Annotated in this window: 16 protein-coding genes; 9 read left to right on the plus strand and 7 right to left on the minus strand. The window is 39.0% G+C overall.

Features of this window, described 5'->3' with window-relative positions; genetic code table 11:
* Positions 1-10 precede the first annotated feature (10 nt).
* Positions 11-1,540: a DUF2931 family protein gene (locus tag GVK91_RS23620; RefSeq protein ID WP_159731568.1), complete on the minus strand. Its 1,530-nt coding sequence runs from the start codon at positions 1,538-1,540 to the stop codon at positions 11-13.
* Between the two features lie 359 nt (positions 1,541-1,899).
* On the opposite strand from GVK91_RS23620, the gene GVK91_RS23625 reads away from it, so the two are divergent.
* From GVK91_RS23625 to GVK91_RS23635, 3 genes are all read left to right on the plus strand, one after another.
* Positions 1,900-2,475: a GNAT family N-acetyltransferase gene (locus tag GVK91_RS23625; protein WP_198385973.1), complete on the plus strand. Its 576-nt coding sequence runs from the start codon at positions 1,900-1,902 to the stop codon at positions 2,473-2,475.
* Between the two features lie 248 nt (positions 2,476-2,723).
* Positions 2,724-3,887 (plus strand): PepSY domain-containing protein, encoded by a 1,164-nt coding sequence (locus GVK91_RS23630; protein WP_088162551.1) that lies wholly within the window; start codon positions 2,724-2,726, stop codon positions 3,885-3,887.
* Between the two features lie 6 nt (positions 3,888-3,893).
* Positions 3,894-4,613 carry a hypothetical protein gene (locus GVK91_RS23635; protein ID WP_159731570.1) on the plus strand — a complete coding sequence of 240 codons (720 nt, stop codon included), beginning with the start codon at positions 3,894-3,896 and terminating at the stop codon, positions 4,611-4,613.
* Between the two features lie 67 nt (positions 4,614-4,680).
* Here GVK91_RS23635 and GVK91_RS23640 read toward each other — a convergent pair whose 3' ends face one another.
* Entirely contained in the window at positions 4,681-7,065 is a 2,385-nt protein-coding gene (locus GVK91_RS23640) for a TonB-dependent receptor (RefSeq protein ID WP_235032981.1), read from the minus strand.
* Positions 7,066-7,272: 207 nt separating this feature from the next.
* Here GVK91_RS23640 and GVK91_RS23645 point away from each other — a divergent pair, with 207 nt between their 5' ends.
* Entirely contained in the window at positions 7,273-7,611 is a 339-nt protein-coding gene (locus tag GVK91_RS23645) for a helix-turn-helix domain-containing protein (protein WP_115050077.1), read from the plus strand.
* Here the strand turns inward: GVK91_RS23645 and GVK91_RS23650 are convergent.
* A complete protein-coding gene (locus tag GVK91_RS23650; protein ID WP_153845243.1) occupies positions 7,608-8,066 on the minus strand; it encodes a VOC family protein in 459 nt (152 codons plus the stop codon). The two genes, GVK91_RS23645 and GVK91_RS23650, sit on opposite strands and share 4 nt — an antisense overlap.
* Positions 8,067-8,577: 511 nt before the next feature.
* Between GVK91_RS23650 and GVK91_RS23655 the strand changes: the two genes are divergently transcribed.
* The 3 genes from GVK91_RS23655 to GVK91_RS23665 all read left to right on the plus strand — a co-directional run bounded on the left by GVK91_RS23655 (position 8,578) and on the right by GVK91_RS23665 (position 10,593).
* The gene (locus GVK91_RS23655; RefSeq protein ID WP_088162556.1) at positions 8,578-9,198 is read left to right on the plus strand and encodes an HPP family protein; all 621 of its coding nucleotides are present in this window, start codon (positions 8,578-8,580) and stop codon (positions 9,196-9,198) included.
* Positions 9,199-9,550: 352 nt separating this feature from the next.
* Positions 9,551-10,318, plus strand: a complete 768-nt coding sequence (locus tag GVK91_RS23660; protein WP_159731574.1) for a hypothetical protein — start codon at positions 9,551-9,553, stop codon at positions 10,316-10,318.
* Positions 10,312-10,593, plus strand: coding sequence for a hypothetical protein (locus tag GVK91_RS23665; protein WP_159731576.1), 282 nt, complete (start codon positions 10,312-10,314; stop codon positions 10,591-10,593). The genes GVK91_RS23660 and GVK91_RS23665 overlap by 7 nt, the downstream gene beginning before the upstream one ends.
* A 46-nt stretch (positions 10,594-10,639) precedes the next feature.
* Here the strand turns inward: GVK91_RS23665 and GVK91_RS23670 are convergent, their stop codons facing one another.
* From GVK91_RS23670 to GVK91_RS23685, 4 genes are all read right to left on the minus strand, one after another.
* Positions 10,640-10,903 (minus strand): hypothetical protein, encoded by a 264-nt coding sequence (locus GVK91_RS23670; protein WP_159731578.1) that lies wholly within the window; start codon positions 10,901-10,903, stop codon positions 10,640-10,642.
* 259 nt (positions 10,904-11,162) lie between these two features.
* A complete protein-coding gene (locus GVK91_RS23675) occupies positions 11,163-11,570 on the minus strand; it encodes a VOC family protein (RefSeq protein ID WP_159731580.1) in 408 nt (135 codons plus the stop codon).
* Positions 11,571-11,718: 148 nt separating this feature from the next.
* Positions 11,719-12,240, minus strand: a complete 522-nt coding sequence (locus GVK91_RS23680; RefSeq protein WP_153845241.1) for a hypothetical protein — start codon at positions 12,238-12,240, stop codon at positions 11,719-11,721.
* A gap of 73 nt (positions 12,241-12,313) precedes the next feature.
* Positions 12,314-12,967 (minus strand): Pr6Pr family membrane protein, encoded by a 654-nt coding sequence (locus GVK91_RS23685; RefSeq protein WP_159731582.1) that lies wholly within the window; start codon positions 12,965-12,967, stop codon positions 12,314-12,316.
* Between the two features lie 187 nt (positions 12,968-13,154).
* Between GVK91_RS23685 and GVK91_RS23690 the strand changes: the two genes are divergently transcribed.
* Together GVK91_RS23690 and GVK91_RS23695 are read left to right on the plus strand one after the other, a co-directional pair.
* Positions 13,155-13,898, plus strand: coding sequence for a LytTR family DNA-binding domain-containing protein (locus tag GVK91_RS23690; RefSeq protein ID WP_159731584.1), 744 nt, complete (start codon positions 13,155-13,157; stop codon positions 13,896-13,898).
* Positions 13,895-15,814, plus strand: coding sequence for a sensor histidine kinase (locus GVK91_RS23695; protein ID WP_159731587.1), 1,920 nt, complete (start codon positions 13,895-13,897; stop codon positions 15,812-15,814). The genes GVK91_RS23690 and GVK91_RS23695 overlap by 4 nt, the downstream gene beginning before the upstream one ends.
* Positions 15,815-15,850: the final 36 nt, after the last annotated feature.

The following is a 15,850-nucleotide window of genomic DNA, read 5'->3' on the forward strand; positions in this document are numbered from 1 at the left end:
CTTCCGAATTTTAGAAATGCTCCCCATAGTTGATTACTTCAGTTTTCAAAATCAGCTTACTTTCAGTATCATTCCTTAATGTCGCTGTTGCTATTTTAGTCTTTGTATCAACATTGAACTCCAGCACAGCCCCAATGTTCTTTTTGTCATTAAAAAATGAAGCAAAGTTTTTAAATGTATCAGTTTCATCAAACAAAAACCGGGCAGCACATCGGTTATTATGCTGATCATACCATTTGATGTAAACATCTTTGGGAATACCTCGAGACGCCATGTCCATATCCCGAAGACCCTCATCAAAGACAAAACGCTCTGCATTATAAAATTCAAAGTCTGCGTCGAATGTTTTAATATCGGCAGACATAACAAGTTTTGGCTGTAAAGGATACCGCGTGCGCAATTTATCCCAATAACCATAGGGAATAGGTTTATTTCCAATAGCTTGTTGAACATCCGAAGGAATAATCGATGTATCGGACAATACCTGTTCGCGCCATTTCTGATTAAAGATATTACCGTACGCTCCATTATCCTTGGATGTATCCGTAGCATGGATCACTACTTTTTCTGCTTGATAACGACCGATTTCGACCTGACGACGTCCTGTTCCAGTGGCCCATATCACAACTACACCCTCCGGAGCAAAGCCCAAAATAATCTTATTATAATGTTCATCAACAGTTTTCGTCGCCCCTTTTTCTTGGTATGGCGTACTGAATAACGTCCGCAATTTATCATAATCGATCGGACCGTTCATGCGATAAAAAACATCTTCAGCAAATGAATACCAAGTAATGTCCAATGCCTTAGGCAATGACATCACTTGCTCATATGTACCACCCCCAGCTTGCCCCCACACCGCATTATAGTTCACGATATTACCCTCACTAAATGTAAATTCATAATCTTCATCTTTCGGAAAGATAAAGCGGCCTTTATACAACTGAACGGGATAAGCTGTTGGATTACTCATCGCACAGAACCATTTATAGCGTCCTTCCCTGATATTATCTTCTTGTGTCAGGCGTTCTTCCCTGAGTTCATTAAACTCACGTATTGTCGTTGAGAACGCGAATATAATCGGTAGCAAAATAAGGTATCCAAGCAAAGTCGGACCCAAATATTTCCAGGATTTTACGGCCCATGTTATGATCACGCTACTAAAGAATGTCAGGAAAATACTGAGTGTTAAAATCAAGGGAAACATTTCCTTAATCACTCCCCCTAGATCCGCATAAAGTCGATGCTCGTATTCATCATCCAAAGTCGATAAAAAAAGTAATACCGGAAGCAATAAAGAAAATAAGCAATAAAAAAGAAAACCATAGCCAAGTTCAAAAGCGAACTTTGATTTCTCTAAGACCTTTAATTTCTTTCGAAAGAAATTAAAATGGAAATAAACCAAGGCGATAACAATAAAATAAGGCGAACAGCAAAATGCAGCATAAACCAAATTTAAATCTGCATTATGTACAAGTAGGGTCGCGATTAGGCTGATGATAGCAACCAAAAAAGCAGAAACTGTAGCTCTTAAAATCATTGTAATTTGTTTTTAATCAAAAAAATTCTGTTGATTTCGCCTAACCAACAACAGGTATCAAAAATAACAAGAAATGTTTTAGGAATATAAGCCGATCGATATTCAACTACATTGATCAAATATTCGACACAAAGTAGACAATATATTTTTTTCACAAGAATGTATTTAATTAACTTTTATCTATTTTCGTCAGGATCGATATCCTGAGCCATTTCAAACACAGTCTATAAAGGTCCAGCTTCCCCCCTCTCCAGCAAGAGATCGCTCGTTATCGTAAAATTTCTTCGAAAACACTCCAATCAAAGGTCCTCTAAGGAAAGTCGATCAAGTTTACTAACTTCGTTTTTATTCTTCAAATCATGGATATACATAATAAAATTAGAAAAGCCAAAGAAAGTGATTCGCATGTTGTACCTGAAATTATGCTCCAGGCGATGGGAGACATTATATTTCGTTTTATTCAAAAAGAAGATCCAACTGAGGCAGTACTTTTTCTAACCCAGCTTTTTAGGCAAAAAGGTAATCTCTATAGTTATGAGAATACATTTGTCGCAATCGACGATAATGAACGTATTGTAGGTTCTTTAACCGGGTACGATGCTGATCAGTTTGTTGAATTAAGACAGCCTATTTTGGATCACATGAAGGAGCAGTACAACAATAATTTGATTCCAGAAGCCGAAACAGCTGGTGGCGAATTTTATATCGATTCAATTGCGGTTGCTCCCATTGCACGGGGCAAAGGTATCGGAACAGAACTTTTACAGTATGCGATTACACATGCCAAGCAACATGGTTTTAAGAAAGTTGGTCTGCTCGTTGACCTAAAGAATCCCAATGCGCAAAAGCTCTATGAAAGGATTGGTTTTAAGCTTGGTAAAAAAACACCTTTCGCAGGAGGCGAATATTACCACATGTATATTTCTCTGGATTAAATACAGTGTTTAGCTTATTTATCGCCATTCAGGCCTTATAATCAGTCCACTTAAAACAAAATTCCGAATTAGGAAATGCAGCAATCCGTGCGGTCAAAGATGTACCTCTTGACAGAAGACCTGAAGAGTATTACGCTTATAATGAAGATTGGGACGATTAACAACATGATCAAACTTTTTACGTTTATTTAGAATAATTACTGATAATACTGTATTTTTGCGCTGTTCATCCTATTGGCAGCGCATCTATGACAAATAAAAGAGCTAAACAAAATATTCTAAAAAATATACTTGGAAAACTCCATCTTTATTTCGGCTTATTATTTGGTGTAATCTTTTTTGCTGTTTGCGTTACAGGAATGTTATTGAGTTTTGAAAAAGAGCTTACCCCACTTTTATGGCCGAAAGAACAGAAGGTAACCGTACAAACCAATCGTCTTTCTCTTGCACATATTTCCCAAAAAGCCGAAGTCATATTTCCGGACAAAAAGTTGTTTCGCATCGAAATTCCAGCAGATCCTTCCCGCAGTGTCCGCATACAGTATGGACAAAAAAAGACCGGATACTGGTATGCATATATGAATCCTTATACTGGAGAACTATTATCCAAAGGTCGGCAGAGTGACCGTTTTTTTCAAAAGACTTTAGATATCCATCGTTTTCTCCTCGTCGAAAAAATCGGAAGTACCCTAACGGGAATCTCAGCTCTAGCGGCTCTCTTTCTTGCCCTAAGTGGTATTTACCTTTGGTGGCCCAAAAATAAATCCATGCTCAGACAACGTGTAACGATGAAAATGGCAGCCTCTCTCAAAAGAAAGGTCTGGGATTTTCACGCAGTGGGCGGTTTCTACGCATCTTTGTTTTTAATTATTTTTACCTTAACAGGATTGACCTGGAGTTTCGATTGGTACAATAAACAATTCTATAAAGTATTGGGTTCAACCCAAAAATCAACAAAAGAGAAGATCAGCAACACCAACAAACTGGCTTTTTCAGATTACCTCGTGCTGGATACGATCTATCAGCAGCTAAACAACCTATACCCTACCTCGGGAAATATAATTGTCACGTTTCCTGAAAAGAAGGATTTAGCTTTTGCCCTAACCAAGGAAAATTTTTCAAATTCAATATTACAGATCAACCAAGCGTTCTTTGACAGCAAATCCGGACAACTGCTTAAAAATAACCCCTTAGAAAAGTTACCATTGGCACAGCAGGTTCAACGCATGATGAAACCCATCCATATGGGATCGATATTTGGACTACCCTCTAAAATTATTGCATTCTTAGCCGTTACCCTAGCAGCGTCTCTCCCCATCACAGGGATATGGATATGGCTGAACAAAAGAAAGAAGAAGAAACCGTCAAAAAGCCAAAAGAAGAAATCAATTCAACTTCAAACCATAGCATAGCCTACCATGCGTATTATCCTTATTTTTCTCATCTTTCTGATAAGTCGAGCAGAAAGCCAAGCCAGTGCCTTCTGGATGGAGGTGATACCACCTGCTAAAAACAGTTCATTGGTAACTGTCCGCGTGTGTTACGGTTATATTGATGACCTTAGTGTAAGACATCGTACAAGTGGCACCGAATTCGAGTCCATAAAATTGTTTGACTTCAAAACACGAGCAACCTCAGGCCAAGAATCACCATTGTTATTGGTAAAAAAAGCGGATTGCTGGGAGGGGACATTTTCCGCCAAAGCAAACACATTTTATCAGGTTATTGGAATCAATACCAAGTTACCCGTCATCGTTAGAAATGCAAAGGATTCCAGTAAAAACATCCGTTCCATTGAATATCTTTACGGTGAATATGGACGCTCCAGCACGCCGGGTACCTTACCTATCATAGCGGAAGGTCCATATATCCAACTCATACCACAAAAAGATTCTTATCAGATATTACCTTACATCTATGGTAAACGCCCGACGAAAGAGTCTACTATCCGAATCTTTAACCCGGAGAATTGGGAGAAAAATATTCCAGTTGACACCGCTGCAAATATAGTTTTTCGGGCAACTCAAAAAGGTATGTATATGATCCGGCTAGATTGGTATGAAAATAGCCCCGGCGAGGATCAGGGCATTCCCTTTATGAGAATCAGACATCGATGCAATTATTGTCTCAATCTGTAAATAGATAAAAAAAAGAGAAGGCTAAGCCTTCTCTTTTTTTTATCTATTTTATCGTTGTTGTCTTCCACTAAAATTTTAGTGTAAAGTTAGCCAAAACACGCGCTGGGCTCTGTGGCGTAAGCCTTACCGACCAAGCTTTCTCACTTGTCAAATTATCTACTTTTATTCCGACCCTAAATTTAGGTTGATCATAATAAACAGTTGCGTCAAATAGCTGATAGGAAGGAATAATAACCTTCGCTGTCTGTGTATTTGTCTGATAAGAGGAACTTCCCATATTTCCTCCAAATCCGGCGCCCAGTCCTTGATATTTTCCAGCTGGTATACGATAACTCAACCAAAAATTCAACATACGCTGTGGCCCCGAAAGCGCAGGTCTCAAACCATTTACCGATGGATCGGAATTACTATATTTACTCTCATTATAAGCATATCCAGCTACAATATTCATTCCGTTAAAAGGATTCGCGGTCAATTCCACTTCAACACCTTTACTTAACTGTGTACCGTCCTGGATGGAATAATTACTATCATCTGGATTCGTGCGTAAAACATTATCCACGCGAATATCGTAATAACTTACAGTTCCAGCCAAGCGGTGGTTGAATAGATCCCCTTTTACACCAAACTCCATCTGATTGGCATATTCGGGTTTGAAAGGATTGCTATTGATATCCACACCACTGATGTTATTAAAACCATTCATATAGTTTCCAAATACCGATAGCTTATCTTTGAGCGCTTCATATACCACACCAAATTTGGGTGACAATGCTGTTTGCCCAAATGGTCCTTTTTGGATCCCCCCAGCACCTATTCCGCCCGTAGTTTCCCCTGTCGTAATATTGTAGACCCCATGATATTGAAAGCGGTCCACACGCAAACTCGCCATAACCATCAATTGATCGGTCAAATTAAATACATCAGAAACATAGGCCGCATAAGTATCGTCACTATTTTTCTCCTTACGATAAGCGGATTTTGCGGTTAAAGAATCAACAATAAAATGATTGATACGATAATCTGCCGGTGGATTTATAAAATTGATTGTCCGGGTGTTGGTATGGTAGCGATCAAAATAATTGGAATTATTATAGTAGTCCAAGCCTATAACCATCCGGTTGCGGAATTTTCCGATATGAAAATCACCGATAAAATTCTGTTGCAGATCCGTCGCGATAAAGGACGTGGTTCCCACCATAACCTGTGCATTCAACGTCGAATCAGATTTACCATTCAGCGCTGAGATATACCCATTGATAGTTGAATTTGCCCTAGAAATGATAGTCTGTGAAGTCCATTCTTCTGAAATTTTATAGTTCATCTGCGCAAAAATATTGAACATCTGCGTTTGATAGGCTAAATCATTGCTTAGAAAAGTCTTCTTGTAAGGGAATTTCATATCACTGATGGAATGCACTTTGTTGCTTCCAGTGTATGGGTTGAAACGTACCACAGATGTACCTTTGGCCTGTCCGTACTCAAGATCCAAGAGTAATGAAAGCCGGTCTGTAATCTGGTACGAGAAACTTGGTGCCAAGGCAAAGCTATTGGTAAATCCCAGGTCCTGAAAACTTTTTTCGATCGTTCCAGCGGCATTGATTCTGAAAAGAGCTGTCCGGTCCGCATTTATCGGCGTATTGAGATCCAAAGCGACACGGTTATAATTCCAGCTTCCACCTACATAACCAACTTCGCCCCCAAAATCGTTATAAGGCTTTTTGGTAACACGGTTATAAACGCCACCGTAGCTGCTCGATACACTTTTTCCAAACAAGGTAGCTGATGGTCCTTTTATGGCTTCAATGCGCTCCAGATTGACTGGATCGATAAAAGAAAAAGCAGCTCCAGCGACACCATTACGCGCATTTGGCTCAGTTTCAAATCCTCTCGAACGAAACGTTACCCGGCCTTGGTTAGCAATCATTGGTATGCCAGCACCGGGAACATTTTTAGAAATGCTACCGAGGTCCACAGCGATTTGCTCCTGAAAAAGAGCTTTGGGAACTGCATTATACACCTGCGGGTTCTCCAAATTTTTTAAGGGTAAGCGTGCCACGTACACACTTTCTTTTTGAACAAACCTGTTGTTTTTACCGTGCACAACAACTTCCTGCAAAGCAAGTACATTCTCGTCCGACATCTGATAATTCGCTTCCACATGAATAAGAGGAGCACCGATGTGAACCGGAATCTTGATTTCCTTTGCCCCTAATAATTGTACACGAATGGTATAATTACCTGTATCTAACCCTTTGAATACGTATTTTCCATCCTCATCTGTAAGGGTCGTTCGCTGAAGTTCTAGCAATGAAATAGCCTTGGAAGCCATAGGTTCACCATCCACCATTGTTAAGCGCCCGCGAACGCTGCCCTTGCTCTCCTGCGACAGCAGATTGTGTGAAAGATGTAAAAGGCTAATGATAAAGACAGTGCGTAAAATTGAACGCATTGATAAAATATATGTTTTCATTTAGACAAAAGAATTTGTAGATGATATTGTCTCTTTGTAGGAGCGCAATGAATAATGGCCCAAAGATATGCTATTTTTAATAATTCTAAATAAAAGAATTATTAAAAATAAATCGATGACGCAAGGACACAAATTGCTAGGGAAATATCCCTTTCACTCTTCACATTTTTTTCGATATTAGCAGCTATGACAGACCGCAAAGAAAATTCGACGAATGCAATCAATGAAAAAACATTACAACAGTTCTGTAACGCCTCAAAAACGTTGGCATTATTCAGTGGTCGATGGAAACTTTCGATTCTATTCAAACTCCTCGAGCAGGACACAAACTATTCGGAATTCAAAATTCTTCTGCCCCAAGTAAGCGATCGTACACTTGCGAAACAATTGAAAGAATTGCAGCTGGATGGACTCATTCAAAAAGACCGAAGTAAAACAGCATCTGTCTATTCACTAACCGACAAAAGTCATCAGCTAAAACCCCTATTGGCAGCCCTTTCTGGGTTTAACAACGACCATCCTTAACTAAAATCAACCCGCTCCAAAAATTCAATCACCTCTCCATTTGGACTATAAACGAGGCTGTTGCGTACAAAAACATCTTTTTTACCTTGACTGAGCCTGAGTTCAAAAACACCGGCACTCAAATCCTCTGCGCCATGGGCGAGAGCCTGTATTCGGGCATCTTCGGCATCTTCTACCGTAAAACACAAATGAAGTAGCGCATTCTCGACATACTCCTCCCCTTCTATACGCCTTCTTCCCTGCGTTGGAATAGCAGCATTCTTATCACAAATTTCCAAATAATAGCCAATAGAGGCATTAAAAAGCATGGCGCAGCGTTCTAAATTGAACTCGGGTAACGACCATTCATGCACGACAATAAAACCAAGATTTCCATAAAATCCAATCGTCTTATCAAAATCCTGAGCCTTAATCGACAGGTGATGAAAACCCACAATATTATCTTTCAATTCCATAGCGTATAATTTTTGAACAAAACTAATGTGTTTTTCCGGAGACTGGAACAACTTACAAAATTGTAAGTTGCACTGGTCGGATCGAAAACCAACAGATCCACGTTGCGCGCCGCAATGGAACCAATTTTATCAAACTAACATCCACTTACTTATAGCATAAAATGATCCTGAAAGATCGGACAGAAAACTATCCACCAATCCCATTGGACGAGAAAAGAGTATACGTTAAAACTAGCGGTATCAAAAGGGAGATTTTAAATTACAGGAGATAGATCTTATTATTTTAGTGTACTTTTGCCCGGTAAATTTTTCGATCTGAACAAGAGCCAAAAGCTTTGTAACTACCATGAGTCTATAAAAATGGAGCATTCCTTAGACATCATCTCGATGGACTTTGCTGCCAAAGTATCGTGACATCCAGCATAAGAAATCGAATGTTATAAATTCTTCAAAAATCAAGATAGAATGCGCAAAGTTTAAAGCCCTTGGTCTACATATATTTGCAAATAAAATGAAACAGCATCTTCACAGACAATTACGGATCTATAGATATGTGATCTATAGAGAGACATTAGTCGATCCTTGGGAACATTTTTGGTCATTTATTGGTGCATTTGTTGGGATATTTATTATCGCCTATATCCAATCACTTCATTTACCTTCGCTGGAAAATATCTTTTTGATAGGTTCTTTCGGAGCTTCCTCGGTTTTGGTTTATGGGGCCATACAAAGTCCACTTGCACAGCCACGCAATTTAATCGGCGGCCACGTTGTTTCTGCAATCGCCGGGGTTACCGTTGCACAGCTCCTTCCCGATATTATCTGGCTGACAGCTCCCTTTGCGGTTGCCCTGTCCATTGTTTGTATGCAGCATACTCGCACACTGCATCCTCCTGGTGGAGCAACTGCACTCATTGCAGTCAGCAGCGGAACAAAGATCTCTTCAATGGGATATTGGTACGTATTAAGTCCAGTACTATCAGGTTGCATAATTTTATTCCTGGTGGCTCTAATCTTTAACAATATCACGAAAAAGAGACATTATCCTGTAAAAAAATCACGTTTACGCCGTTCAAGAAGGCAGCATCTAAAAACCCGTTTTGATCGCGCCAAGAGCCCGTCAAACCTATAAAGTGCTGGAATCCCTCATTCTATCCAAATCTATCGGATAGAATGGGTACTTGATTCATACCCAAGCAAAATTCGCCGAAGATTAAGCTAGAATGATCTATTTTGAGACTAGAAAGCCGCTATAGTCCATAAAATTATTTTTTCCTTTAAATTAAGTAAATTCTCAAAATTAACTTGCATAAATTTTAACAATTATCTAATTTCACAAACGAAATACATATTATTACACAAAAAGTATTTCTATAATAATAATTATTTAACAAATAATCACTTAAATCAAAACCATTATTTAAAAAACACGTTAACTATCTTATTAATTACATTTAATTATATACTAACAACGTAAACCAATCATGACCAGATTTACTCAAACAGTACTGTTGATTCTGTTAATCTTCACAAGTCAACTTGTCGTTAATTGTTCCTCGGATAAGGATCCAATCGATGATATTGAAAATTCGACCAGTTGGATGGACGACCTCGAAAAATCTTTAGGAACAGGCACCAAAGCCAAATTAAACAATTGGATAGCAAAAGGTTTGGACCAAACCAAACTCAAAGAGACATTTTCTAAGTCCAAGGATAAGGCTGCTCTGCTGAATAACCTAGAAACAGCACAAAGTATTTATCATCAAAGAGTATATATTGAAGACTGGAACAATATCCCTGGAATAGAAAAATCTGATTATGTACCGAATGGCTTAGCCAATGGAAAAAACAGCCCATGGAATAACCCCGATTTAGATTTACCTGCTGTTGAAGCAGCCAACTTTGTGGACGCTACAGCGACAGAACTACCCGCAGGCACCAAAATATATCGTGTCACTGGCGGAAATCCTGCTGGCGGCTACTGGACCAAAGAGATTCCAAAATCCGTTGGCGACGTAATCGGCGGTACTGCCGTTCAACCGGCATGGAACAACTTCAGTAAATTCTACCGGTATGAAGTTCCACAAGCAAAAACACTAAAAGTATGGCAGGGCGCCACCGCAAGACAACCTATTGCCACAGGTATAATCAACCCCCATCTGCCTGGTAAAGCAATTCAGCTATTTATACCTGCTGCTGTCAGAGATGATGCCTTTAAGAATTCAGTCCAAGAAATTCAATTGCCATGGTAAATATCGAACTCATAAAAGAACATTATTTGCAGCTGTTGACTCTACTGAAACAGGAAGTTCCACTCAACCAGTCCGCTCAGGCATTTTTAGACTATGTTCTTCTTTATAAGAATAAATTCTCAAGCACATCCACTATAGACAATGTACAACAGCTTCGGGAGTTTTTGAGAGGAGCAAACCGATTTGCAGATGAGTTTTCATTTTCAGATCAGAACGGTAGCCAAATACGGGACTTGATCAAAAGTCTCTATGACCTATTGAATACCGCTATTTAACAACTTATAAATGAGCGTTTTTGGCTTGTAAACCAAAAACGCTCATTTATAAGTTATTCCTCGCATCCTCTAAAACGGATGTCATGGCCCGATAGATTCCATACAATAAGAATAGTAGACTTGTAATTGTAAGCCCCAGATACTCCACCACCCACGCAATAAATATAGCCACAAGGTGAATTTTACCATTCTCCGGTTTAAATGCCGCTCCCGAATAAACGTAGTAAGCGATGGAACCAAATAACACCAACCATATCACCGCATAAACATAATGAAGTGGGTTTTTGCTGAGCTTTTTATTTTTAAACATGTGTCAAGTTTTATGATTTGTTAGCCATTCGCTTATCTAAACAGCAAACGGATATGTTGTCAAATGTAAGCCCTAGCCCAGCTTTTCGCAAGGCACAACTATAATTCGCATCCGATGGTTTAATATTCGCAGTACCGCTAAAAAAATCGGCATCAGCAATGGTCGGCATTCAGCTACTTCGCTACCTTAACAACAAAAGAAAAAGTCCCTTACATTACTGCAAGGGACTTTACGATAACCGATTATTCCGATATGATTTCTATGCCGTTGGAAATTTGCTCATATCCATATAAAATATCTCCCAAGTATGACCGTCAAAATCTTCAATACTTCGCTGTTGCATAAAACCGTAGTCTTTCATTGGCGTTGGTTCAATGCCTCCGGCTTTCAATCCATTATCAACAATTTCGTTCACACGATCCAAACCAGGAACAGAAAGTGAAAATAGTGCTGCAATCTGTTTTTTTGTATCTGCAAGCGGTTTTTCTGTAAATGTTTTAAATTTATCCGGAGATAAAAGCATCACAAAAATATGCTCACTCCAAACCATACATTTGCCTTTTTCGTCGGAAAACTGAGGATTATTCGTAAAGCCCAATTGTGTATAAAAATCCATTGACTTATTCACATCGGCTACGACGAGATTAATAAATATCTGTTTCATCATTTTAAAGTTTAATTGCTATTGATCATGCAAAGTTGAAAATTTTCATCCAAAAAAAACTTGACCTATGCGAAGATTTTTATGCAGCATCAATGAATAGGCAGCGGAATGGTCATACCTTATATGGATAGCTCGTTATATGGATCGCTTGTTATTTAGAGAGCTCATTCAATTCGGCCTGTGAAAACACATGATCACCTTTGAGATAACTATTTGCTTCTTTTAAATACGTATAGATCACTTCTCGCCCCTTAGGATTGGGCAATTTATGTAAGTTGTGCACCAAATATTCCTTGTCCCGCAATCGATCTTTACTATAGCTTAAAAAAGAGGGTGCATGTGTCTGCACGCTCCAACGAATAAAACGTAAATCGATATTATCGGGATATTTCATGATCATTTCCTCCAAAAGCTTTTTCCCTTTCTTGAATTGACCTAGTTTTGTAAACGGATTGCCCATATGTTTCGCCCATAATATTTCATAAGCAGCGAGGTATCCCTTCTCCGTTGCGGAATTGGCAGCTCCCTCCAATAATTTCAGATTCGCTTCACAGAGTTTCTTATTTTGAACAGCAGTAGCGTACTCGGCTCGCATTTTATCAACATCAACTTGACCAAAACAACATATCGCACATAATACCAAAGAGACACAGACAAAAAATCGTATAACCATTTTCAATTCAATTAAAGTAAAAAATAGAACGCTGTTCTAGTAATATAACAACATCGACAAGCTTTGAGTTTTCTTATTTTTTAATCCGTTGAGAATGCCGTTTGTTTTGCCATTTTCCCAATACGATCAATAATGCACCAATTGCAACGAAAACCAAGGTTACTCCAAAGCTGTTCAAAAGAACCCTGTCCATTCCCAATTCGGAAACATTGACAAAAGGATACGGATAAAACCCAGAAAATGAACCATGCCACAACGTATAAAAAAGATAGACTAATGGGAAGATCAACCAGTAAAAAATATGACTCCAACGGATTATTGCCTTGTCCAAAAAACGCCACCAAAAAAGGAAAAAACTCAAAGGAGTGACCACATGCAATAATTCGTCAACTACCATTGATAAACCCTGTGGATGCGACAGAAAGCGGAGTAGGGTATTATAGATAATTCCGACAATAAGAATGTATATTGTTACGGCAGTAATTGTTTCGGGTTTAGTAAAAAATAGGCCCACTCGACTTTTTGACCAGAAAACAGTAAAAAAACAACATAGCAGAACCATTACATTACCTAGAATCGTAAAATAACTAAAAAACTGAACAATATAGTCGATGCGGCCAAGCTTAGAGACGAGAGCACTTAATACAAATTGCCCAACGACTGCAAACAAGGTAATCAAACCAATGCTACCAGCAAAAACCGATTTTAATGACTTTTGAGCTTCCATATTACGAGTGGTCTATACAATACTAAATATAAAAATTTCAATCGCTATTTGGAATTTTAAATGATCAAATCCAATTCACCTCTGCTCGAACCTTAAATCCAGATTGTAAATTATTGCAACGAATTGTAAATGGATTTAATTTCCTTACTTACAATTATTATTTTTATACGCTATAAAGTATTGATAAATGATTAGAGTAGCCATTATCGAGGATGAACCCGCCGTACGCAAAGAAATCAGCTATTTGGTCCAACAGCAAACTGACGTTGAACTTGTTGGCTGGAGCGATACGGTGACAAATGCTGTAAAATTGATTGAAGAGAAACAACCAGACGTTATACTCATGGATATTCAGCTCCGTGATGGTACAGCATTTGACATCCTAAAAAAGCTAACCGTTATTCCACAGAATATTATTTTCATTACGGCCTACAATCATTTTGCAATCAAAGCCATCAAATACGGTGCTTTGGATTATCTCTTGAAACCGGTCGATCAAACCGAACTAAACGAAGCCTTAGAACGTTACCGGCGTAAAAGCGAAAATAATCCCCAATGGATGCAACGTTTATCAATGGCACAAGAAGCTTTACATGCCAGCGAACTTCCCGAAAGCATTGCCTTGTCTTCCATACACCATGTACGTATCGTCCCTGTTCACAACATCGTATACTGCAAAGGAGACGGTCCCTATACTTTTTTCTTTTTAAATGATGGTACTAAAGAGTTAATCTCTAAACCGCTCAAATATTATGAAGAATTATTGCCACAGCCTTATTTCTTACGCACCCATCAATCGTATCTTGTTAATAGGTCGCATATTTCTGGTGTCAATCGTTCCGAATATATTGTCTTAAAGAACAAAGAGGAAATTCCAATTTCATCACGCAGAAAAAACTCGATCTTAAATCAGCTTTTCCCAGAAAAATGAGCGCACTGAACCGCATTTTCACTTGGCTACTACTGCCTTTGTTTTTTATCGCTTGCGCTCAAAAGAAAGACGGATTATCGCCCGACCATGATGCTATTGCTGCACAGATTAAAACGCTCGAAGACCAAAAATTAACTGCAGCAAATGGGGATTCCATCAAACAGGCCTGGTTAACGTTAGACCAGAATTCCATCGTAAAAAAAGACACGGTACTTGCTGCCCGTGTAAAATATTACCTGGCACGACTCTATGCTATGAGCGGTCAAGATTCGGCTCTTTTTTTTGTTCAACAGGCGCTCGAACTCATTGAACCCACCACTGGAAACGCAAAATACAAAGCGCTTATTTACAATGGTATAGGAAATATCCGTAGCATAGAAGCAAAACAACGCGAAGCGGGCTATTATTATAACAAAGCCGCCACGATTGTTTTATCGGACACCGCTGCAGGACTGTCAACCGAAGCAAAATCAGCGATATTATTGTCCGCTGCCCAAAATAACTTGAGCTCTTTCCAATATAACCTTGCAGAAAAAATGAATCGTTCGGTACTCCCGCTAATTGATTCACTGCCAGAAGGACATATTAACCGGCAACGCGTTTTGGTACAAATGATACAGACGCTGAACACCTTACAACGACCTGCAAAAGATATTGTCCCCTTCCTTCATCAACTCGAAGACTTACACACTAAAAATCCAGACAAATACAACATTAGTTTTCTATACGATTCGAAGATCCAATACTATGAAACGGCTAAGAAACCGGATTCCATTTTACATTATGAATTACTAAAAATAGCAATAGATGAACGTTTGCACCAACAGACAGCATCCTCTATATTGATGAACAATTTATTCGTAGACTACAGTAATGTAGCCGCAATCTATGTTTCATTAAATAAACCGGTATTGGGAGAAAAATTCATCCAAAAAGCAGGCAAACTTAAAGCGCAGTTTCCCAAATTAATCTTTCCCAACAACGAAATTACATTTCAGAATAGTCTCGCAGCCGTCTATCGCCTGCAAGGAAAAGATAAAGCAGCTATAGACGTATTGAATCACCTTGTGCAATTACAAAGAGGTATTTACCAATCGGAGAATACACAAGCGATCGCAGAAATGAATGCCCTTTATCAACTCCAGGCGAAAGATCAGTCTATTCGTATACTGAACGAAAATATCAAGATCAATAAACTTCAACTACAACAAAATCGTTTAGGACTGATCATTTCCTCGTTAGCAGTAATTTTACTGATCATCGTACTTTTCTTCCTATACTACAGTTTTCGCCAGCGCCGTTCCATACAAGAGAAAGAAAAGGTCTTATTGCAGCAGCAGTTGTTGCGCACACAGATGGAACCGCACTTTATTTTCAATACCCTTTCCGCTGTACAGAGCTTCATGCGCCTGGATAAGAAGGAAAATGCCATCAAATATTTGAACCGTTTCAGCCGACTATTACGTAGTAATCTCGAATTAAGCCGTGAAAACCTCGTTCCATTAAATGAGGAACTTGAAACCTTAGAAAACTATTTGATCTTACAGCAAATGCGTTTTGAAGATGCTTTTCATTACCACATCACACAACCTGAAGATCAAGATTTAAGTGCGGTCATGCTACCGCCAATGCTGATACAACCCTATGTTGAAAATGCAATTCTACATGGTATAGATCTCGAAACAGGCAATAGCCGTATCGACATCCAATTTGAACTGTCAGCAGATATCCTAAGAGTGAGCATTCAAGATAGCGGCAAAGTCAATCCAGACATTCCTGAAATATCCCATCGTTCACTCTCGGGGACGATCAGTCGTGAACGCATGCAGCTGTTGGGTAAGAAAGCAAGTGTACAGATCACCAAAAACCCAACTGCAGGCACCACGGTCATCCTTCATATACCAGTGGCATATTAATGGCAAACAAAGGGATATTTAACATCCTTCCTAGGT

The sequence above is a fragment of the Sphingobacterium sp. 18053 genome (genome assembly GCF_902706145.1).
Classification (GTDB): domain Bacteria; phylum Bacteroidota; class Bacteroidia; order Sphingobacteriales; family Sphingobacteriaceae; genus Sphingobacterium; species Sphingobacterium paramultivorum.